The organism is Rhodococcus sp. YH3-3 (assembly GCF_001653035.1).
GTDB lineage: Bacteria > Actinomycetota > Actinomycetes > Mycobacteriales > Mycobacteriaceae > Rhodococcus_F > Rhodococcus_F qingshengii.
This window is the reverse complement of the sequence record NZ_BCWH01000002.1, coordinates 934,035-955,348: the sequence shown is the minus strand read 5'-3', so window position 1 is coordinate 955,348 and position 21,314 is coordinate 934,035. Positions and strand designations below refer to the sequence as shown.

Here is a 21,314-nt window from a genome sequence, read left to right as displayed (position 1 = left end):
GCACTATTTTTTTACTAGCAACTAGCTTTACCGGGTGATGCTCGGTCGAGCTACCACGGAACGGAAACCCCCGATGTCTCTCGACGCAGCCACGCCATTCACCGCCCAGCAACTCGACGAAGCCGGCCGCGAACTCCTCTTCACTGCGGCTCGCACCGCCAACTCCTTCTCGAACGAACCTGTGACCGACGACGAACTGACTGCGATCTGGGAGCTCGCGAAGTGGGCACCGACCGCGGCCAACACCAATCCGCTACGTGTGCTGTTCGTCCGTACCGAGGAAGGCAAAGCACGCCTCGTCGAGCACATGGCAGACGGCAACAAAGCCAAGACCGAGGCCGCTCCTGCAGTTGCCGTTCTGGCGGTGGACACCGAGTTCTACAAGCACATCCCCAACCTGTTCCCCATTCGCCCGGAGATGAAGGACTACTTCGAATCCGACGAGGCTGCCGCCAGTTCGACGAGTCGGTTCAATGCCGCACTTCAGGCCGGCTATGTGATCCTCGCGATTCGCGCACAGGGTCTGGTCGCCGGCCCGATGGCCGGGTTCGACGCCGACGGCATCGACGGCGAATTCTTCGCAGACGGACGTTTCAAGACGATCCTCGTGGTGAACATCGGCCATCCCGGTGAGAACCCCTGGTTCGATCGTCTGCCGCGCCTCTCCGATGAGGATGTGCTCAGCTGGGCCTGAGGCCAATTCGGACAAATCAAGCAATGCGGGAGAGTTCTGCGGAACTCTCCCGCTTTGCCATCTCCAGCGCGTTTCAACTCTGCTCGCAGTGGGTACATACCCGCGTCTCGCAAAATCTCACGTCCAGAACAACATCCGACACGCTGCAATCGGAATTAGTTGCAGTATCTCAGTTTTTGGACGACAGTCGAGGGAAACCCCTCGGCCTACGGAGGCTGTGGGGAAAGCCCTTGTGCGCCGGTCGGTGTCGAGGGAAGACGTTCGAGCGAGCAGAAGTCCGAAGAAAGTGGGTTCGGAAATATGGGCGCGCTATGGGATTTTGTCGTTGCACGACGACAACAGTTGTTGACCGACTCGTACCTTCATGTTTCAGCAGTTATCCAGTCCGTGATCATCGCGACGATCGCCGCCGTGATCATCGGCATTCTCGTCTACCGGAGCCCGGCGGGATCCTCCATCGCTACGGCGTTGGCCAGCACGATCCTGACGGTTCCTTCATTCGCCCTCCTCGGACTGCTCATTCCGATTCTCGGTCTCGGCGTCGCTCCCACGATCACCGCGTTGATCTTGTATGCCCTGCTCCCGATCATTCGGAACACGATCATCGGTCTGGATGCAGTCAACCCGGCGATCACGGACGCAGCCCGCGGTGTCGGAATGAATCGCATGCACGTACTGAGTCGAATCGAGCTACCGATCGCGTGGCCGTCGATCCTCACCGGCATGCGGGTCAGTACACAGATGCTCATGGGCATCCTCGCCATCGCGGCGTACGCCAAAGGTCCTGGTCTGGGAAACCTGATCTTCTCCGGACTCTCGCGTGTCGGTAGCCCGAATGCTGTTCCGCAAGCGCTGGTCGGCACCGTACTGATCGTCATTCTCGCTCTGATTCTCGACGGAATCTACGTCGTCATCGGTCGTCTCACTACTTCGAAGGGGCTGCAATGACTGAAACCATTCCGTCTGACGTATCCACAGATCAGAAGGTATCCGGGGTCGAGATCGTCCTGGAGTCCGTCACCAAGCGGTACCCGGGCCAGAAAGCTGCAGCGGTGGACAATGTTTCGCTGACTGTTCCGGCCGGTGAAATCGTGGTCTTCGTCGGACCTTCGGGTTGCGGCAAGACGACGACGATGCGCATGATCAACCGCCTGATCGAACCTACCTCCGGCAAGATCACCATCGACGGCAAGGACGCGCTGTCGATCGACCCGGACAAGCTCCGCCGTGGCATCGGGTACTCGATCCAGCAGGCAGGCTTGTTCCCGCACTTCACGATTGCGAAGAACGTCGCGACTGTCCCGGGTCTGATCGGTTGGGACAAGAAACGTATCGCAGCGCGCACCGACGAGATGCTCGACCTCGTAGGCCTCGATCCCGATACCTATCGCGACCGCTACCCTCGCCAATTGTCCGGTGGGCAGCAACAGCGTGTGGGCGTGGCGCGGGCGCTGGCTGCCGATCCTCCGGTGCTGTTGATGGACGAACCTTTCGGTGCCGTCGATCCGATCACCCGCGGCCTGCTCCAGGACGAACTGATGCGTCTGCAGTCGGAGTTGGGTAAGACCATCGTCTTCGTCACGCACGATTTCAACGAGGCAGTCAAACTCGGTGACCGTATTGCCGTGCTGGGCAATCAATCCAGCATCATGCAGTACGACACTCCGGAAGCGATTCTCGCCAATCCCGCAAACGACATGGTCGCCGGATTTGTCGGGGCGGACGCCTCGCTCAAGCAGCTGACCCTGACACGCGTGCGCCAGATCAAACTCAAGCAGTGCCTCACCGCCCGCGAAACCGATTCGGTCGATGATTTGAGAACCGCACTCGCAGCGCGTAAGTGGAAGTGGGCCCTGATTCTCGATCAGCGCGGACGGCCGCTTCGCTGGGTCTCGCCCGGCCACCTCGCCCATGCGTCGACTCTTCGAGGTGTCGGTAACGAGATCGGCGAAGCCGTGTCCATCCAGTCCACCCTGCAGGATGCGTTGGAAGCTCTTCTCGCAGAGAGCAATGCGTCCACCGTGGTCACCGGACGGCGTGGCGAGTACGTCGGTCTCATCACCATCGACACACTGGTCAGCCATCTCTCCGAAATGCGCGAGGAGCATGCGCACGACCACGACGAAGAGCCAGACACCGAGAACGTCGAGGGTTGAACATGACTGCCACGACAGAGGAGCGCGTCTCCGCGCCTGAGATGGAACCGGACGCCCCCGATCTGGGTGCGGCCGAGAACGCCGCCACGCGCCGTGCGGAACGGATGCGACTGTATGTGCAGCCGGTCATCGTCCTGATCCTGGTTGCGGGCGTGTTGATCTGGGCATTCAGCCGAGATCTCAACGCGACGCAGAAGGCGAGCATCAACCTCGACAACATCGTCACTCTGACCTGGCAGCACGTACTGATCACCGCCGCCGTGGTCATCATCGTCGTCGCCATCGCGGTTCCACTCGGAACCCTGCTGACCAGGCCGAAATTCACCCGCCTGGCACCGTTCTTCGTGGGAATAGCCAACATCGGAGCCGCAGCGCCTGCCATCGGCCTGCTCGTGCTGTTCTATCTCGCGACAAGAACGACCGGCTTCTGGATCGGCGTGTTTCCCATTGCGTTCTATTCGTTGCTTCCGGTGCTGCGCAACACCATCCTCGGCTACCAGCAAGTGGACAAGACCTTGATCGATGCGGGGCGCGGGCAGGGAATGTCTTCGCTCACGGTCCTACGTCAACTCGAGTTCCCGATGGCCGTCCCGTACATCCTTGCAGGACTGCGTACTTCGCTCGTTCTGGCCGTCGGTACCGCGACGCTGTGCTTCCTGGTCAGTGCCGGCGGACTCGGCATTCTGATCGACACCGGATACAAGCTCCGCGACAACGTCACCCTCGTTGTCGGTGCCGTACTGGCGGTGTCGCTGGCCTTGCTGATCGACTGGCTCGGCGCGCTCGCCGAAACTTATCTCGGGCCCAAGGGATTGCGATGACCAAGACTTCGATCACCAGAACGTGGGGCTGGAAACTCGCGGTTGCCACGATCGGCCTCACACTTGTCGCTTCGTGTGGTCTCGAGTCCGGTGGCGCACTGCCCCTGGCCGTCGGCCCCGGCAGCATCGAGCCGGTTCCGGAGCTCGAGGGTGTGAAGATGACCGTCGGCTCCAAGGACTTCACCGAGCAGATCGTGCTCGGGTACGTCATCGAATTCGCGATGGCCGCTGCGGGCGCGGATGTTCGAGATCTCACGAACATCCAGGGCTCGAACAGCACCCGTGACGCACAGTTGAACGGCCAGATCGATCTTGCGTACGAATACACCGGAACCGGCTGGATCAACTACCTCGGCAACGAGACACCGCTTCCCGATTCGCAGGCGCAGTTCGAGGCCGTCCGCGATGCTGACCTTGCTGCGAACGACATGGTGTGGACCGATCCGGCGCCGATGAACAATACGTATGCATTGGCGATGAGCAAGGAGACCGCTGAGAAGACCGGTGTCAAGACCGTTTCCGACTACGCGAAGTTGGTCGAATCCGATCCCGGAGCTGCGGTGACGTGCGTCGAGACCGAGTTCAACGTCCGCCAGGACGGATATCCCGGCCTGGCAGCGAAATACGGTTTCGACGCCTCTCGTGCCCAACGCCAGATCCTGCAGACCGGCATCATCTACCAGGCGACAGCCGATGGCGATCAGTGCAAGTTCGGCGAGGTGTTCACCACCGACGGTCGCATCATCGCACTTGATCTCGTTCTGCTCGACGACGATCTCCAGTTCTTCCCGAAATACAATCCGGCACTGGTGATGAAAAAGGACTTCGCGGAAGCACATCCGCAGGTAGCAGAAGTCATGGCACCGATCTCGGAGCGACTGACCAACGAGGTGATGACCGAGCTCAACCGGCAGGTCGACGTCGACGGCAAGGAGCCGGCGGACGTGGCCCGCGACTGGCTGGTCTCGGAAGGCTTTGTCACGGCGCAGTGATCGGCTGACCGCAACCCAGCCGAGTAGTTACCGTTTGCGTCCGACGCAGAACACCCGCCGGAACGGAAAGAGCGTTCCGGCGGCTGTTGCGGGGTAGGCCTCCCTCAGCAGATCGGAATACTGACGCTCGAACTCCGGAGCGTCAGCTTCGCCGAGAACGTCGAGCACGGGTCGTAACCCCGTCCCCCGTACCCATCCGAGCACCGGGTCGGCACCTGCCAGCACGTGTACGTACGTCGTCTCCCAGGCGTCGACGTCGAATCCGTGTTCTTGGAGACGCTGCGCGTACTGAACTGGACTGTCGACGCCTTCCGGGCCGCGTAGGACGCCACCCAGTCGCTCACTCCATTCCGCTGATTCCGCGAGATCTCGCATGAGCGCATGGGACGGAGCATCGAAGTTACCCGGCACCTGCCACGCCAGCCACGATCCGGATTCCAGGGTGTCCGCCCACTGGTCGATCAGCTCGCGATGGCTCGGAACCCACTGCAATGCAGCGTTACTGACGACCACGTCGTAACCGGTGGCGTCGAAGGACATGATGTCCCCCAACTCGACGGTGACGTTTCCCGGTAGGTCTGTAGGGGCCTGCGCGACCATTTCGGGAGACGAGTCGAATCCGGATACCGAGGCGTCCGGCCATCTTTCCCCGAGCATCGCGGTCAGGGTGCCTGATCCGCAGCCGAGGTCGGCTACCCGCGTCGGGTCTTCGGTGGCCACCCGTGACACCAGGTCCACGAACGGGCGTGACCGCTCACCCGAATAGCGGCCGTAGACTTCGGGATTCCACGTGACAGTGCGCATGAACCCATCCTGCACCCTGTTCCTGAGAATTGCCGCCCGTCAGATCTCGCTCTTCACGATCCGGCCTTTCGAAAATCACCGACGCGGCACCACGGTGGACAGTACGTTCGGCAACCTCGACCAGTCCGCGGTGATGTAACTTGCGTGCTGCCCGGCCAACAGGTCGAGACGCTCGCTCGCCTCGGTTTCGGTGGCATGGGTTCCGTCGATCTGCGGAGCGACCTTGTGCGCGTCGGTCATGACGAGCAGGTAGCCGCGATCGTGGTACCAACTCGGATCCACGACTCCGGCGGTGTAGTCGAGAGCGTCACCGTCGAAAATCACGAACCACGGACGGATCCCCGGGTCGGTATAGCGGTCGAGACGTGGGTCTCCCGGTGATGCACGGTGAACAGCGGGAAAGGCGGCGCCGAGTTCGACGAGCCCGGCGGAGGACAGATCTCGCAGGTGCGTCGCATACTGCCGGTCCGTCCACTCCGTATCGAGAGGGTTTCCCTCCTCGATCGTTCCCGGTATCAGCTCGAACAGAAATTTCCCGGTCATTTCGGAGGTGCTCGGCCATCCACGCTCGGTGACGGCGGCATCCGGGGTGGAGTAGGACTCCCCCATCAAATCGGCCGGCGTGAAAACCGCGTCTCCGAGTGTCCCGAGAATCAGGGCGTCGAGATCCGCGGGCCCACGTCCGTACCCGGCAGTGAACCCGTCCTTGATTTCCAACTTGATCATCACCGGCGGATGCTCGGGATTGGCCTCGTGCCACGCCCGCATATCTGCCAGGCATCCACGGAATCCCTGATCTCGTAGACCGCTTCGCAACCCGGATGCGTCCTGAGCGCCGACGCAGTTGCTGTCGCTCACCACCGGATTCATGTGCGACACACGCCAGTCCGGACCGCCCCCGTTGGTCCACAGGTCCAGCTCGAGCAACGACGCCCCGGAATCCAAAGCGTCGGCGAAGTACGGAAACGTCGCCTTCTCGTAGGAATTGTGGACCCCGACTGACGTGGTCTCGGAAAACGAGCGCACTTGGTTCGTAGTCGTTTCGGCGCCGGCAGAGGGCGCCGAGACGACCGCCACGAACGCACTCATACCGGCTACCAGGATTGCTCGCATGTTCGACACTCTCGCAGAAATCACCCCACGGCAGGATGGAATCGTCAGAGTTAACTGGACAATCGTCTAGATTGCACCGGAGTGGGGCATGATTTCAGGCGGTGGGTGAGGGCAATTGTCAGGCCAATAGCATCAGTGCCGGAACTGATCCGAGTCAGAGCACTCGCCGCACACTCGCAGGAGGAATCGCATGCAGCTGACTCAATTCGTTCACCGATCCCTACGAGCGTCGCCCGAAGCGGTGATGACGATCTCCGATGGCCGAGTGCGCACGTCTCGCGAATCGGTCGACCGGATCAAGAGGCTCGCGGGCGGGCTGCAGACGTTAGGCCTGCGCACCGGTGACAGAGTCGCGATCTTGGCATCGAACTCCGACTACTACCACGAGGCGCTCCTGGCCTGCTGGTGGTTCGGAGCAGTGGCCAGTCCGGTCAATTCTCGCTGGAGCACGGCGGAAATCACATACGCCCTGGAAGATTCAGGGTCGACGGTATTACTCGTGGACGAGAATTTTGCTTCCGTCGGATCTACCCTTCGCGAGGCGTGTCCAGGCCTGACCACTGTCGTCTACTGCGGCAACGACCGAGTTCCGGACGGAATGCTCGACTACGAACAGGTGATCGCGGAGGCGATTCCGGTCGACGATCTGCGCGTCGGCGGCGACACGCTTGCACTACTCCTCTACACCGGCGGGACCACCGGAGTGCCGAAGGGCGTGATGATCAGCCATCAAGCGCTGATGACCTCGGCGCTGGGCACTCTCGCGGCAGGCGGCGTGGCAATCAGCAACGGAACGAACCTCGCGGTGAACCCTCTGTTTCACATTGCCGGGATCGTCGGATGGTTGGCTCAGTCGCTGATGGATGGAACCCAGGTCTTCGTACCGAACTTCAGCCCACGGACGTTCCTCGAGGCCGTGGACCGCTATCGCCCGACAACCGTGGGTCTGGTGCCGACAATGCTCCAGATGTTGGTCGCCCACAAAAACGAAACGGGCGAAGACGCAACCACCTACGATCTGTCCAGCGTCAGGATCCTGAGATACGGCGCATCGCCCATATCTCCGACGCTTCTCGCGCAGGTCATGCAAATGTTCCCCAACAGTTCCTTCGCTCAGGGCTACGGGATGACTGAAACCGCGCACATCAGCATGCTGAGTCCAGCCGATCACCTCGAAGGTGGTGATCTCCTCCGCAGCGCTGGTCGCGCGCTCCCTCATTGCGAGGTGAAAATCGTCGACCCGGCCGGCTCGGAACTCCCACCCGGCAAGGTGGGCGAAATCGTCACGTTCGGCAGCCACGTCATGCTCGGATACTGGAACAAACCGAAGGAGACCGCAGAAGTGCTCCGCAGCGGGTGGATGCATACCGGCGACGCCGGATACCTCGACGCCCGCGGTTACCTGTTCATCGTCGATCGCATCAAGGACATGATCGTCACCGGTGGCGAGAACGTCTACTCCACCGAGGTCGAAAACGCTCTGGCACAACACGAATCCGTCGCGGCCTGTTCCGTGATCGGTCTGCCCGATGCCCAGTGGGGCGAGCGTGTCCATGCCGTGGTCGTCCTTCGGCATGGTTTCGACGCCGACGCCGACGAACTGCGCGCTCACGTGAAAACGCTGATAGCCGGATACAAATCTCCGCGCACCTTCCAATTCGTCGATGCATTGCCGCTGTCGGCAGCAGGCAAGGTGCTGAAGCGCGATCTTCGTTGCAACGCAACGTAATCCTTTACGACGGTCAGGATTACAGCTTCAATGTCGGTTCTGGGTCGGTGATCAAGCGGTGCAGTGACGGCGACGCCGCTACGGCCTCTCCTAGTTGCGTCGCACTCGCGACTTCGTCGCCGAACTCCGATCGCCAGGCGTGCAGTCGACGCGTCAGTTGTTGCAATCGGTATTCGCGGGTCATGCCGATTGCACCGTGTGCCTGGTGGGCGGCGCGGACGCTCACGAGCGCATTCTGCGAAACCACCAATTTGGTTGCGCTCACTTCGAAGTCGGCGTCGCCTCTGATGAGTGCATGTGCAGTGCGATCGACGGCCAGCGTGGACATCGAAGCCATCTGAGCAAGCGTCACGATATGCTGCTGGACTGCTTGAAACTGCGCGACGGGCCTACCGAATTGCACCCGGTCGGACACATAGCGCCGGGTCAACGTCGACGCCGACTCCATCGCTCCCGACATCTGCACCGAGCGCAAGAACGCGCCGAGCTTGCTGAGAATCCGGGCATCGACCGGGTTGTCGCCGTCAATGGTCCGCGCTTCGGAGAACGTCAGGCTCTCACGCGGTTGCCCCGCAAGATCCGTCCCGCCACCGATCTCGGCGTCGGAGATGTCAAGGAGTACGACGCGATCACCGAGAACTGCTGCCAGCACTGATGCGGCACTACCCCACGGCACGTCGTGAAAGGTTCCCGACAGGAAACCGTCGTCGGTCCGGCGCACATCGTCGCGCGGCGAACCCGGGGCGACCGTTGCGATTCCGGAGGGCACGGGTAACCCGCCCGCTGTTGCCAGCCTGCCCGCGAGGTACGTCTCGGCGAGCGGCAGCGGCGCAGCGTGCCTCGCCGCCGCGCGCTGGACAGTCACGGCGTCGAGGAGCGAGCCACCGGAACCACCAACCGATTCGGGAAGACCGACCAGAGGTAACCCTAGTTCGACTGCCGCGCTCCATAATCCGGCGGGCAGACCGCCGATCTCCGCCTGCGCTACCACCTCGGTGCCGGACTTCTCGGCGAAAAATTGCTCGACCATCGATTCGAGGTCGGCGTCGAATGTATACGCGTTGATCTGTGACCCCGAATTCATCGGTCCAACCCTTTCATGATCACGGTGCGGAGAATTTCGTTGGTACCGCCGCGAATCGACCACGACGGCGCCACCAGCACGGCCCGGGCGAGCAGCGACTCGTACGGATCGTCGGATGCAAGGTCCGGAGCCCGGCCGAGGTGCCGCGCGACGGTCGCAACACAGTCCTGTTCGAAGCGTGTTGCCATCTCCTTGATCAGCGCGGCCTCCGTGACCGGCGAGCGACCGGCGTCGACCATCCGTGCGATGGACAGCGACATCCCGCGAAAAGCCCAGCAGCGTGCGGTAATCGAGCCCAGATCGGCGAGGGCAGCTGGACCGCCTTGCGCTGCTTGGTTGGCCGCGAAGTTCTCGAGGACCGGCATCAGCGACATCCAACGGTCGACGCCACCTCGCTCGAGTGCGAGTTCACCGGTGTTTTGTCCCCAGCCCGCTCCGACGTCTCCGAGGCGACGCGAATCCGGCACGAAAACATCCTGGAACGACACCTCGCAGAAGTCCTCACTACCGTCGATGAACGGAATGGGTGAGACGGTCAGGCCCTCGCTGTCGCGATCGACGATCAGCTGAGTGAGTCCGTTGTGCTTGTCTGCCGAGGTTCGAAGCAGGGCGAGTATGTGTGTGGCGTGGAAGGCGCCGGTGGTCCAGATCTTGGTGCCGTTGACTTTCCAGCCACCATCGACACGTTCGGCGCGAGTGCGCACCGATGCCAGGTCCGAACCCGAGTCGGGCTCACTCATCCCGATCGAGAACGAGAACTCACCGCTCGCGATACCGGGAAGGAAGGACCGCTTCTGTTCTTCCGTGCCGTTGGCGGCGATGCTCGGACCCGATTGTCTGTCTCCGATCCAGTGATAGCCGACCGGCGCTCCCCGCGCGAGAAGTTCTTCGACGACGACCAATCGATCCACTGCTGACCGTCCGCCCCCGCCGTATTCCTTCGGCAGCGACATGCCGAGCCACCCACGTCGACCCAGATCTCGCGAGAACACCGGATCCACCGCCCCGGCCATCCCGAGTCCGAGCGAGTAGGTACCGGGGGTGAGTCGCTTGTCGAGGTACTCCCGCACTTCAGCCTGAAGAGCAAGCTCCTCGCTCGTCAGTTCTGTTGCATCGAAACGCATGACGTCTCCGATCAGTTTCGTGAGTCGATCCGCCGCCCGTGGCGCTTACCCGAATTTTTCATGCGCCCAGCAGCAGGGCGCAGCCGATCTCGAAGAGTCTGTCCGACAGGTCGTCGCGACGGCGAAGCCGGCCGATTCGGACGGCGTTCTCCACAACTGTCAAAGTGGCATTGACGGTGATCCTGGCGGTGGCGGACTCGAGGCCCGGACGGACTTCTTCGAGCATCTTGACCCATAGCGCGACGTACTCACGTTGATTCTGTTCACACGTGCGGCGGAACTTGTCCGGTAATTGGTCGAGTTCGCTGATCAACAACCCGATCAAATGACGCTCGTTGATCGCGAAATCGATATGTGCGGCAAGCAATCCGGACAGCGCGTCCTCCGGGCCGGTTGCGGCGCCGAGAGCCTGTGCAACGCCGAGCCGGCGACGCTCGCCGCCCCTCGAGACCGCGGAGATCAGCAGGTCGATCTTGGCATCGAAGTGGTTGTACACATTCGGGCCTGTCGTTCCTGCAGCCTCACCGATGTCCTCGGTATTGACTGCTTGATATCCACGCTCGTCGAACAGCCGAATTGCTTCGGTCAACAAGAGTTCACGTCTGGGTATCACAACGGGCAGGTGACCCGTTGCCGCCACGACTTTCACTTCTGAGCGACCCAGTTCCGCGTATGCAGCGCGGTCTGCCAACTCGACAAGCAGCAGTTCCATCTGACGCCTCGGCAAGGACACTCGATGCGAAGACACACTGTTGAAGACTGCGATGACAGCCCAGGCGAGCAGATAGCTGTCTTCCTCGTCGAGGTCGGGACGCTCAATTCGGATCAGCACTGCATCGCGCGAAGCTGCACTCTTGAGGGTCGAACGCATTTCCTCTCGTTGCTCGTCAGGCAGATAGCGTGCCTCTCGCTGCCACAGGAGCGACAGACCCCGACGTTTGGACACCGATGCCGCAAGTTCGGTGATCAGTGTTTTCAGATCCTCGGCACCTGCGACCCGATCGTAGAGCGATTCGATGCCTGCGTTGACCGCGGCGTAGAGGAGATCCGGCTTGTTCTTGAAGTGCCGATAGAGCGCAGGTGCCGTGATTCCAACTGCAGCAGCCACCTGAGCGACAGACACGTTGTGATAACCGTGCTCACGGAAAAGCTCACCTGCAGCCGCAAGAATCTGCTGCTTACGGTCGCGGGGCCTGCGTACGACCATCGTGACTCTCTCCTTCGCGGCAGCGGACAAGCTCAGAGTACCGAGCCGAGGAATGAAGCAATGAACCGAACCGTCTACAGCAGCGACGATCCGATGCACCGTTCACGAACACGGAATCCCGCTCAGGAGTAGATGAACGACTCGACCATCCCTCGTTCGGCGGCCCTGTCTGCAAGAGGCCACGCCAACAGCATCAACACGATCCGAACCACCCACTGCGACTCTTGACCTTCAGGATCCAATCCTGCAAGTTCCAGTGCAGTACGCGGGAGCAACGGCGAGGACACGAGATACTCGTCGATTCCGTTGGCCCGCGCTGCCGCAAGGCCGTGGCTCATGGCAGCGTCGGATCTGATCGCGTCGACGGCGACGAGGATCGACTCCACGATGCGCTCGTCGCCGTGCAGTGATTCGACGGCAGTCGCGACCTTGCTCGCCACGGATGCCGCGCCTCGTGACAACAACCCCTCGCGGATCGCGGACTTGCCACCTACGTAGCGGTAGAGCGTTGCCCTCGAACAGCCTGCGCGGGCAGCGACGTCGTCGGCGTTGAACCGATCGAATCCCTGTTCTCGAATCAGCTCTGCCGCAGCCGCGAAGATGCGCTCGGTTGCGAGTTCACGGCGGTTACCGCCGGCCAACCAGTCGGCGGCGCGGCGCTCGTTTGCACCGGTCACTCTCCGTCACCTCGTCTCACTCTGAGACAGATTCAATCAGAAATCTCAAGGCTACGGAAGGCCGCGAGCCTCTGAACTGGGAGAAGTACGAGGGGGTTGAAGTGCGTGAGATTTTCTCAAAATGCCAGTTCAGAGGCATTTTCCACCTGTTGACTTCTCCTCGACGGCCGTGAAATCTTCCCTTCGTGACACTATCGACGCTCGACATCAACCCTTTCCTGCCGTCGAACATCGACGACCCGTACCCGCTATACGACGTACTCCGGCGCCGGCACCCCGTGTACCGCATTCCTGATACCGACTTCTATCTGGTGTCCACGTGGGAATTGGTCACCGAAGCCGTTTCCCGTACCGACGACTTCTCCAACAACCTCACCGGCGTGCTGGTTCGTACACCGGACGGTTCGGCCGTGACCTTCGACATGAACGGCGGCGGCCAAGCTGTTCACGTTCTCGCGACTGCCGACGAGCCCGACCATCAGCACCAGCGCAAACTTGTCTTGCCGACACTGGTCGCCAAACGTATACGAGCACTCGAGCCGGTGATGACCGAGTACACGCAGCAGTTGTGGGACAACGGCTTCGACGGTCGACGGATCGAATGGGTCACGTCGGTAGCGGACACGCTGCCGCTGCAGATGGTTGCCACGCTGATCGGCCTGCCGGCACACGACGTCCCCCAATTGCTGGCGTGGTCGTACGACAGCACCGAACTTCTCAGCGGCATCGTGACCGCAGAACGGTTGACAGGCGTCGTCACCTCGGCGGCCGAACTCACCGGGTACCTCTACAGCAAGTTTCGTGAGGCACGGGCTCACCCGGTGGATGATCTACTCGGAGACCTCGTCCGTTGCTGTGACGCAGGCGAACTCAGCGAAGACGTGGCCGTGCTGATGTTGGTGCAACTCGTCGGTGCGGGTGGCGAATCGACCGCCGGACTGATCGCCAACTCTGCACGGTTGCTCGCCGAGCGCCCTGAGATTCAGACGCAGCTGCGCGAGGACCCTCTACTCGTGGGCGCGTTCCTGGAAGAAACGCTCAGGCTCGAGTCACCCTTTCGCGGACATCACCGACATGTCAACGCGGACACGACACTCGGTGGCATGACACTGCCCGCCGGCAGTCATCTCATACTGCTGTGGGGTTCGGCGAACCGCGACCCCGAGTCGTTCGTCGAACCACAGGTGATGAACCTCGACAGAGTCAATCCCCGAGCACATTTCGCCTTCGGCAAAGGAGCACATTTCTGTGTCGGGGCCGCGCTGGCTCGTCTGGAAGCAAAGATCGCGATCGCAGTCCTTCTCGAAAACAGTGCGCACTTCACAATCGATTCCGAATCCCCACCCCGTTGGGTCCCCAGCATGTTCGTACGCCGCCATCAGCGTGTGCACCTGAACGTCTCACCACACCGAGAGGTCACACCATGAGTCCCGAAGAACTGGTCACTGCTTTCTGCGCCGAGTGGAAGATGGGTAGCGCCGAGACAATCGCGTCGTACTTCAGTGAAGATGCTGTCTACCATAATATTCCGATGGCCCCGATCGTCGGACGCACCGAGATCCTGAATTTCCTGGAAGGCTTCATTTCGGCCTTCGGTGGGATCGAATTCACGATTCATCACCAGTACGCCAACGGTGCGACTGTACTCAACGAACGGACCGACCGATTCGACCTCGGCGACAAACACGTAGTCCTGCCGGTTATGGGGATCTTCGAGATCGTGGACTCGAAAATTGTTGCATGGCGTGACTATTTCGATCTTGCACCGATCAACAAACTGCTGGCCGGGTGACTCGCTCAGTTGTCGAAGTTGTGCGCTATCCAGTCGATCGCCTGCATTCCGAACAGATCAGTTCCCCAACCGTATGGATCCGTGAATGCGCGGTCCATACTGCAGTCGGTGGGCTGGTAGCTCACGTCGGTCCCTCCACTCCTGTACGTGTCCGCCAGTTCTCGCGCATCAGCTGCCGGTACAAGTGACATCGGGGAGTCGTCCTTTGCGCACGACGTTATCAATACCTTCGACGCCGGAGCACCGTGGCCCAGTACGTTGTCGTCGTACGCGCGCTGGAAACTGGGTTCTGTGATCGGATCGATCCCCGGCTCGAAAAGGCTCGCCAGCGGTACGAACGGAAGCGTGAAGTACGCCGGCATCTGGCACTCATCCCGGTACACGTCGGCAATCGCTCGGCCCACGGGATTGAGCTTGTCGTTCAACTTCATCTCGGGGTACCAGGGTTCGAGGCCAAGGAGCGTCGCAAATCCGAAGCCTGCGCCGACCGAGGAATCTGTTGTCTCCATGAATGTTCGGGGCTTGATCACCATGCCCTCGAGGACTGTCGAGACGATATCGAGTTCCGGCGCGTAGGACTGCGCAGATTCTGCGGCGAATGCCGAACCAACTCCACCACCAGCGATTCCGAACAACGCAATCTCCGCATCCGGATTCAGCTCGGAATCCTGCAGCTGAAATGCTGCGCGCACAGCATCCAACTGCGCGTGCCCCGCGAACTTGCCCGCGAAGACGCCGTGAGGATCACGGTCTCCGTTGTTCCCGACGTCGGAAATTACTACGGCATAACCTTTTCCGAACATCAGCGCCAGCGGACCCAAGGCCGACCAGGAGGCGCCGTCCAGCGGATCACCGCCCGTCCAGTGCGAACTCGGATGACAGTAGCCGCCGACGCTGTCGTTGGCCTCCTGGTAGCTGATGACTTTCTTCTCCGATGCCGGTGTTCCGTCGATCGGGATCATCATGATCCCGGTGCTCACCACCGGCGTCGAACCGTCGATTCCAGTTGTGACGTACATGATCTTGTAGGCGTCGAGCTGTCCCGGTTTGTATCCCGTGAACAGTACATCCACCTTCTTCGACTTCAGGAGGTCACCGGGACGCTCGACGCCGGTCAACACCGGCTCGTCGTAAAACGGATCATCGGCGGTGAGCGCAGTGAAGATCTCCTCTTCCGATGCGAACTCCCCCGACCTGAGCGCACCGACCGTGAACCCGTTGAAAATCTCTCCCAGAGTTGGAGTATCGGTCCGAAACTCCTGGGATACCGGAGCTTGCGCGTCGTCTGGAACACCACTGTCTGGGGCCTCGGCCCCAGCAGTCGCAGGCAGAACCAGCGCAACGGTCAGCGCTACCAGCGGGGCAAACCTTCGAAATCTGGCACCCGACATCACTGAACCGTCACTTTCAAACTGGAGAGGGCCGATTCGAGCGTTTGTGGGAGGGTCACCATCGGGCGGTGACTCTCCAATTGAATTTCGTAGGGAACACTCAATGTGGCTACGAGCCGTGGCCAATCTTCTTCGACCATCGCTCGGTACTTCGGCAAGAGCTGCGAGGTGATGTAGTCCCACCGGTCCTCGTACACCGACCAGTTCCAATCCGGTAGGGGCAGTGTCACTGTCGCGGTGCGTCCGTCCGCCAGTGTGGTCGCGAACTCGAGAGACCGAAACGAGCGAGGCGGTACGACGCCGGCGACCGAAGGTGAACCGGCGACAGTCGATGCGTAAGTGATCGCCTCTCCCACATCACCTTTGTAGGCGCGCACGGTATCCCACTGGTCGCGGATGATCATCCCTTGCTCACGTTGGAGCAGTGCTACGTTCCCACGTGCAATCCGATTCGAATCGCCAGAGGCTACATCACGCCAGGCGTCCATGACATCCTGACCGAACAATCCGGCACTCTGCATTTCCTCCAGCGCGGGAAGTCCTTCATCCACGTATGCCTGATGCATCGGCATCAGATCCGAGAAGATGTTCTTCTGCATCACCAGGATCATCCCCAGCACATAATCCAAGTCGTCCGCTGTGACGTTCCTGCCCACCGCGGCGAGTGCGCGCAGCCCTGCCGGCAATTGGTTCAGCGCTTGCACGCCAACCTGATCCGTGACCTGAGAAACTATCGAATTGGAAACATTTTGCAGATTCGGAAACGAGTACATGTCCGCCATCAGTTCGAAGTCGATCAGTCCTCCGCCGAAGTCCGCACCAACCTGTCCGCCCATGCCCGCCCACTGCAATTCCGGGTGACCGAGTTGCAGATCCTCGTAGAAGCGGTACGACTTCACCAGGTTCGTGCGATTGGCCGACACTCCGGCGCGCGGATTCCACGATGACAGATCGATTCCGGCGGCTTCCGTGGCAGCGACCAATCGATACTGAAACAGCAAGGCCGCATGGGATTCCGGACTGCGACCACTGGCGCGGGCTTCTTCCACAAGGGCTTGCAAGGTGCCGAGATCAGTCGGCAACGCGGGATGGACACCGCCCGGACCGTGTTCGGCATTCCGATTCACCAAAGGCAAATTCACGTACTCGTCCAGCTCGGACGCCGACGCTGAAATCTGTACCGAGAGCAACGCGGACATCGCCAGCGCACATGCCGTCGCGGCTGCCAATACGTCGCGCGCCCAACGACGTCGCCGAACACCTGCCCCCAGGTTCATCCGCATATCGATCCCTGTACTCAGGTCGGCATAGCCCCAATCGACGCCGACACCAAACACTTACTTTGCAGTAAGATAACTCGAGCCCCGAATAAGTGCCAATCCACTGCGAACGCTTCAGGCATCTCTACACGTCGTTGCCGTCTGCAGTTGGTTATCCAGTTCACGGGCGGCCGAAACCTCTCCAGCGGGCGACCAGCCGGTTACCTGATTGCCCGACACCGTCGGAACATGCGCAGCTACGACTGTGCCCCCGGGTCCGGAAACTCGGGGGCACAGTCCAGACGTCGAGTGATTGGCCGCTACCCGAAGTCAGGCATGTTCTGCCCGCTGTCCTTGTAGAACTTCCATGTGCCGTCCTGCGGTGACTCCATGATGCGGTAGACCTCGGTTGCCCCGACAATCCACAACTGGCCGTTGTACCAATGCAGAGTGGAACCCGATTCCACACGGCCACTTGCGAGTTCGTTGCCGTCGGCGTCGACCACTGCAACCCTGTTACCACCCGCAGTCCAGCCGCCGGTGAGGCCGCCACTCTCGACTGTGTCCGTCAGAACCGGCTTCGGATCAGCCGAGGGAGTGGTCTCCGGCGACGTGGTTTCCGGGGTGGTCGGTGCCGGAGTTGTCGTGCTCGGTGCCGTCGTGGTCGTGGCCTCGGTGGTGCTGGTCGGCTCGGTAGACGTTGTCGGATTGGCGGTCTCGCTCGTGGACGGAGCTTGGGTGGTGGTCGTCTCCAACGCATCAGGCTCGTTCGGCACCATCGCTTCGGCCTGCATCCTGCTCAGAGGGTTCGCCCCGTTGGGTGCCGGTGTCGCCGGATTCCAGGTGTTGGTATTTTCCCAGGCCTGGTTAGCCAATTGCGGACCACGATTACCCTCGCATTCGGTCCTGTTACTTACGAGGTCCTTATGGGTTATCTCGACAGACGACATGAAACCAGATGAGATTGCCGGCCCGTTCACGGTGTACACCCGCGCCCACATCACATTGCGACTGCCATGGGTAATTCCACTGATGGACGTTTGGCTCGCCGACAGATTATCCGTTCGAACGATGTAGCTCGGATCGGATTTCCTCACGAAAACCACCTTGTACCCCGTGACACCTGGAACCGCGGGCCAGCTCAGGTTTGCTCTACGTCCCAATAGGTCTGCTCCTCCCGACGTCGAGCAGTTCACAGTCGAGGTCAACGGCGTCGGATAGAAGTTGCCCGTCGCCACCTGTGCGCCAGTCGAATTGACCACGTCAGTTGGATTTGCCAACGTCCCAGTGGCCTGAGCCAGACCGAAAGCCATTGCAGCAGCGCCGCCGACAGCGATCAACGACCGCAGCGACTTCATGCGGGTGCTAGCCCGTCGCATTTCAATCATTATGAGCCTCCTGAAGCTCCCCGCAGGTTTCGTCAGCATCGACGCGGGCGTCATTTGTAGTGGCGGCGCGGGCATTCTCCAGACGCCGGTCTTTAGTTCGTCCAAATGCGATGACCAGCACCGCGCCTACCAATCCGCCGCCAAGGAAGGTTGCGAGCGGGCTGGAAAGCCAAGCAACGACATAGCCGAGCCCGCCGACGCTGATGAACACTCGGTCGGCCTCGGTGATGGTGTAGGGCAGTCGATCAGCCACATTGTTGGCATCGCCCTTGAGCGTGGCGAGCACGGTGTCCGCTCCTGCCGATTCGAGTTCGACCACGCGGTGGGTGATGCGCACGCCTTGGTCGTTGTCGACGCTGATCACGTCGCCGACAGCCAATTCAGTTGCAGGCACGGTCTTCGCCAGCGCCAGCGCACCGGTGGAAATTGCAGGTTCCATCGAACCCGAGCGAAACACCAGTGGTTTGATCCCGAATATCAGGGACGCGAGAGTGGCGATTATGCAGATGAGCCCGGCGACCGCAGCCACATTCAAGGCAATTTCCTTGCCACGACTGCGTCCCACGCTCACCTCCTCATCGGTGCTGTCCATCGCGATGATCACTGCCCCGTTGCGGTGAAGTTGAAGCCCAGATCGGCGATCTTGAACTGCTCCGTCTGACCCGCGGTCGAATCGACGGTCACCTTGATGCACACCTGCTCCGAAACACCGGCAGCGAGTGATCGGCCAGAGACGAGTGTCGGGTTCCCGGAGAACGCTTGCTGCGTCCCGATGATCGGTCCTGAACAGGTACTGCCGTCGTTGGCGCCGGTCTGATGTAGGGAAACCTTGAGCTTCCCGATCAGCGCGGACGAACCCGTGGCCGTTGCCGATACCGCCCACTGGAAGTTGGCAGTTCCGGTGTTCTGAACCGTCAATGCCCCAGCCTCACTCTGGCCTGGCAGCATGCTGTTGCGCTTGAGTTCGGTGAATTGGTGTGCGGGCCGCTGGTTGTCGACTTTCAGCTGGACCGACGAAGTGCTGAACATGCCGGTGGTCGCAGTAGCGCTGTCGGACCACGCCGCCATCGTGCCGACCGCTCCGAGGCCCAGGACCATGCCCAGTGAGAGCACGGCCCGGGTCCGTATCCAACCGGTCTCGCCCAGACGGCTTCGCATCCGCGCCCCGAGACGCGCGTCGCCGCCCGATTTCTGTTCTGTAGACATTCTGCTGTCCTATTTCGATTCGGAGGTTGGTGCCGATGGATCGGCGGGCAATACCGGCGCGCCGAGTTCAGGGCCGGAAAGAGTCGGGTCTGTGCCACTTTCGTCGTCACCGGCCTTGCCCCGCTTGTCGCGGATGCCACTGACGACCATCCACACGGCATATACAGCCAGGCCCGCAGCTACGCCTGTGGTGAGAATCGAACGCGATTGCCCGTTGATCACCGAGTTCACCCGGCCCAGATACGGCACCGAGTAGATGACCCGACCACGGATCTGCTCGGGCACCAGCGACCACGAGTCGGCGACGGGGTTGTTGTCGCCGCGAGTGTGGATGCGACGCTCCCCTTCCCCCGTGTAATAGATGCCTTCGATGCGGTGGGTGACCACCGCTGGATCGCCGGAGACGGGCTGGAACGTGATCACGTCCCCGGTGGTCAGATCCTCGTTGGGGGTCGGCTTGACCACGATGAGCGTGCCAGGGGGCATGGTCGGTTCCATCGAACCGGTGAGAACCGTGTACGCGGTGGAGCCGGTGAGTCGAGGGATAACGACCATCACCGCGAGAATGCCGACCATCAGCAGCAGCAGTACCCACGAGACGATGGTGCGAGTCCACCACCATAGGGTGGTCTTGTCGTCTCCGCCTTGTTCGGGATCATGTTGCCGCTCAGATGTTTCCACGTGTGCGCTGTGCCGGGGTCGATACTCGGCACGTTCGCCTGCACGCCGGCTTCTCGCGGTGACGGTCATGACTGGCTCACTGAGCTTGCGTCGAAAGTGAACGTCGCGTTGGACTGCTGGCTCGCTGCCGCGCCCTGGCCCAGCGTGGCCCGCAGGCACAACACCTGCATCTGCCCGGCCGGAACCAGCTGTTCGGAAAAGGCCGCGCCGTCCATGGCACCGTTGTAGAGCTCAGTGCCCACGTCGCCAGTGGCGGTGCAGGCCGCCTCGTTGGCTACCTTGGCCACGCGCAGGCTCAGCGGCGGTGGGGTCGCGCCGTTGAGTACAACATCGGAAAGCACGTAGTTCATCTGCACGTTGCCGGAGTTGATCACCGGCAGTGGCATCTGAATGCTGTCGCCCGGGCCCTTGTTGTCCAACTTGAACCCATCGAGGTTGAACTGCTTGACCCCTTCTCCGCCGGCAGAGATATCGAGCATGCCTGCCTGGATAGTGCCGCCGGTCGATTCTGCGGTATCGCGCCACAGCGCGCCGGTCTGCTGCACCGAGACGAACCCGATGAGCAGAACCGACGACGCTGCGATCGCCCATTTGTATTGGGTCTTCACGTGACCTTCTTCTGGTTACGGATTAACTACGGGGTGAGCGTCTGCTCGAGGGTGACCGAGGCTCCCGACAGCGTGGCTGCCTGGCCAGCGCCGTCCGTGTTGGTGGTGTCCGGCTTGAACGTGATCGTCGTGGTGATATCGCGCGTGCCAGTGCCCGCGGAGACGCTCGCGTTCTGACCACCGGCAGTCGCGACCTCCAGCTTGCTCGCGAGAGCCCCGGAGATTCCGCCGACGGTAGGTGTCAGCGTCGCCTTCAGGTTTGTGCCGACGAGGGTGTAGTTGTACGTGGCGGTGTAGGTGAGTACGTCACCGGGGACAATTTTGTCGCTGGCCGGGTTGAACGTGTTCGCGCCGAGCTTCCATACGCCGGAGCCGGCCGCTTCGCTGATCGTCATCGAGCCGGCATTGACGGTCTGGCTTCCGCCAGCGCCGGTCGACGCGTTCCACGCAGCCATGGTTCCGGCACCACCTGCGAGCAGAACAGCAGCCGCACCTGCGGCGATCGCACCCTTTGTGGTCTTGTTCATCTGGTATTCCTCCTGTGCAGTTCGCGGCGGGACATCCGACGCGCTTGGTTGAGCCCGGGCC

22 protein-coding genes are annotated in these 21,314 nt (G+C 61.3%); 8 read left to right on the top strand and 14 right to left on the bottom strand.

Annotation, left to right across the window (positions count from 1 at the left end):
- Positions 1 to 73: 73 nt before the first annotated feature.
- The 5 genes from YH3_RS17230 to YH3_RS17210 all read left to right on the top strand — a co-directional run bounded on the left by YH3_RS17230 (position 74) and on the right by YH3_RS17210 (position 4,663).
- Positions 74 to 694, top strand: coding sequence for a malonic semialdehyde reductase (locus tag YH3_RS17230; protein ID WP_063315823.1), 621 nt, complete (start codon positions 74 to 76; stop codon positions 692 to 694).
- A gap of 300 nt (positions 695 to 994) precedes the next feature.
- A complete protein-coding gene (locus YH3_RS17225) occupies positions 995 to 1,642 on the top strand; it encodes an ABC transporter permease (RefSeq protein ID WP_054187726.1) in 648 nt (215 codons plus the stop codon).
- The gene (locus YH3_RS17220) at positions 1,639 to 2,850 is read left to right on the top strand and encodes an ATP-binding cassette domain-containing protein (RefSeq protein ID WP_007731456.1); all 1,212 of its coding nucleotides are present in this window, start codon (positions 1,639 to 1,641) and stop codon (positions 2,848 to 2,850) included. The genes YH3_RS17225 and YH3_RS17220 overlap by 4 nt, the downstream gene beginning before the upstream one ends.
- Positions 2,851 to 2,852: 2 nt before the next feature.
- Positions 2,853 to 3,671, top strand: a complete 819-nt coding sequence (locus YH3_RS17215) for an ABC transporter permease (protein WP_003939758.1) — start codon at positions 2,853 to 2,855, stop codon at positions 3,669 to 3,671.
- On the top strand, positions 3,668 to 4,663 hold the full coding sequence (locus tag YH3_RS17210; RefSeq protein WP_003939988.1) for a glycine betaine ABC transporter substrate-binding protein: 996 nt from the start codon (positions 3,668 to 3,670) through the stop codon (positions 4,661 to 4,663). Before YH3_RS17215 ends, YH3_RS17210 begins: the two co-directional genes overlap by 4 nt.
- Positions 4,664 to 4,690: 27 nt before the next feature.
- On the opposite strand, the gene YH3_RS17205 is transcribed toward YH3_RS17210, so the two are convergent.
- Together YH3_RS17205 and YH3_RS17200 are read right to left on the bottom strand one after the other, a co-directional pair.
- On the bottom strand, positions 4,691 to 5,467 hold the full coding sequence (locus YH3_RS17205; RefSeq protein ID WP_030535206.1) for a trans-aconitate 2-methyltransferase: 777 nt from the start codon (positions 5,465 to 5,467) through the stop codon (positions 4,691 to 4,693).
- 75 nt (positions 5,468 to 5,542) lie between these two features.
- A complete protein-coding gene (locus tag YH3_RS17200) occupies positions 5,543 to 6,580 on the bottom strand; it encodes a phosphatidylinositol-specific phospholipase C domain-containing protein (protein ID WP_063315822.1) in 1,038 nt (345 codons plus the stop codon).
- Between the two features lie 190 nt (positions 6,581 to 6,770).
- Here YH3_RS17200 and YH3_RS17195 point away from each other — a divergent pair, with 190 nt between their 5' ends.
- Positions 6,771 to 8,309, top strand: coding sequence for a long-chain fatty acid--CoA ligase (locus YH3_RS17195; protein WP_064443761.1), 1,539 nt, complete (start codon positions 6,771 to 6,773; stop codon positions 8,307 to 8,309).
- 19 nt (positions 8,310 to 8,328) lie between these two features.
- Here the strand turns inward: YH3_RS17195 and YH3_RS17190 are convergent, their stop codons facing one another.
- The 4 genes from YH3_RS17190 to YH3_RS17175 form a co-directional block, all read right to left on the bottom strand.
- Positions 8,329 to 9,393, bottom strand: coding sequence for an acyl-CoA dehydrogenase family protein (locus YH3_RS17190; protein ID WP_064443760.1), 1,065 nt, complete (start codon positions 9,391 to 9,393; stop codon positions 8,329 to 8,331).
- Positions 9,390 to 10,517 carry an acyl-CoA dehydrogenase family protein gene (locus tag YH3_RS17185; RefSeq protein ID WP_064443759.1) on the bottom strand — a complete coding sequence of 376 codons (1,128 nt, stop codon included), beginning with the start codon at positions 10,515 to 10,517 and terminating at the stop codon, positions 9,390 to 9,392. Before YH3_RS17185 ends, YH3_RS17190 begins: the two co-directional genes overlap by 4 nt.
- 58 nt (positions 10,518 to 10,575) lie before the next feature.
- Complete coding sequence (locus tag YH3_RS17180) at positions 10,576 to 11,724, bottom strand: TetR/AcrR family transcriptional regulator (protein WP_031330833.1); 1,149 nt, start codon at positions 11,722 to 11,724, stop codon at positions 10,576 to 10,578.
- Between the two features lie 122 nt (positions 11,725 to 11,846).
- Complete coding sequence (locus tag YH3_RS17175) at positions 11,847 to 12,401, bottom strand: TetR/AcrR family transcriptional regulator (RefSeq protein ID WP_021332060.1); 555 nt, start codon at positions 12,399 to 12,401, stop codon at positions 11,847 to 11,849.
- Positions 12,402 to 12,586: 185 nt separating this feature from the next.
- Between YH3_RS17175 and YH3_RS17170 the strand changes: the two genes are divergently transcribed.
- Both YH3_RS17170 and YH3_RS17165 read left to right on the top strand, forming a co-directional pair.
- Positions 12,587 to 13,828 (top strand): cytochrome P450, encoded by a 1,242-nt coding sequence (locus tag YH3_RS17170; RefSeq protein ID WP_064443758.1) that lies wholly within the window; start codon positions 12,587 to 12,589, stop codon positions 13,826 to 13,828.
- Positions 13,825 to 14,193, top strand: a complete 369-nt coding sequence (locus tag YH3_RS17165; protein ID WP_064443757.1) for a limonene-1,2-epoxide hydrolase family protein — start codon at positions 13,825 to 13,827, stop codon at positions 14,191 to 14,193. Before YH3_RS17170 ends, YH3_RS17165 begins: the two co-directional genes overlap by 4 nt.
- Positions 14,194 to 14,198: 5 nt before the next feature.
- Here the strand turns inward: YH3_RS17165 and YH3_RS17160 are convergent, their stop codons facing one another.
- The 8 genes from YH3_RS17160 to YH3_RS17125 form a co-directional block, all read right to left on the bottom strand.
- Positions 14,199 to 15,584 (bottom strand): lipase family protein, encoded by a 1,386-nt coding sequence (locus YH3_RS17160; RefSeq protein ID WP_371595045.1) that lies wholly within the window; start codon positions 15,582 to 15,584, stop codon positions 14,199 to 14,201.
- Entirely contained in the window at positions 15,584 to 16,867 is a 1,284-nt protein-coding gene (locus YH3_RS17155) for a hypothetical protein (RefSeq protein WP_082920598.1), read from the bottom strand. The genes YH3_RS17160 and YH3_RS17155 overlap by 1 nt, the downstream gene beginning before the upstream one ends.
- A gap of 296 nt (positions 16,868 to 17,163) precedes the next feature.
- Positions 17,164 to 18,222, bottom strand: coding sequence for a hypothetical protein (locus YH3_RS17150; protein WP_228401300.1), 1,059 nt, complete (start codon positions 18,220 to 18,222; stop codon positions 17,164 to 17,166).
- 1 nt (position 18,223) lies between these two features.
- Complete coding sequence (locus tag YH3_RS17145) at positions 18,224 to 18,835, bottom strand: signal peptidase I (protein ID WP_080726729.1); 612 nt, start codon at positions 18,833 to 18,835, stop codon at positions 18,224 to 18,226.
- The gene (locus YH3_RS17140) at positions 18,832 to 19,437 is read right to left on the bottom strand and encodes a SipW-dependent-type signal peptide-containing protein (protein WP_021332053.1); all 606 of its coding nucleotides are present in this window, start codon (positions 19,435 to 19,437) and stop codon (positions 18,832 to 18,834) included. Before YH3_RS17140 ends, YH3_RS17145 begins: the two co-directional genes overlap by 4 nt.
- Before the next feature lie 9 nt (positions 19,438 to 19,446).
- Entirely contained in the window at positions 19,447 to 20,187 is a 741-nt protein-coding gene (locus YH3_RS17135; RefSeq protein WP_021332052.1) for a signal peptidase I, read from the bottom strand.
- Positions 20,184 to 20,726: a hypothetical protein gene (locus YH3_RS17130; RefSeq protein WP_019745195.1), complete on the bottom strand. Its 543-nt coding sequence runs from the start codon at positions 20,724 to 20,726 to the stop codon at positions 20,184 to 20,186. The genes YH3_RS17135 and YH3_RS17130 overlap by 4 nt, the downstream gene beginning before the upstream one ends.
- 26 nt (positions 20,727 to 20,752) lie before the next feature.
- Positions 20,753 to 21,253 (bottom strand): alternate-type signal peptide domain-containing protein, encoded by a 501-nt coding sequence (locus YH3_RS17125; RefSeq protein ID WP_003939763.1) that lies wholly within the window; start codon positions 21,251 to 21,253, stop codon positions 20,753 to 20,755.
- Positions 21,254 to 21,314 lie beyond the last annotated feature (61 nt).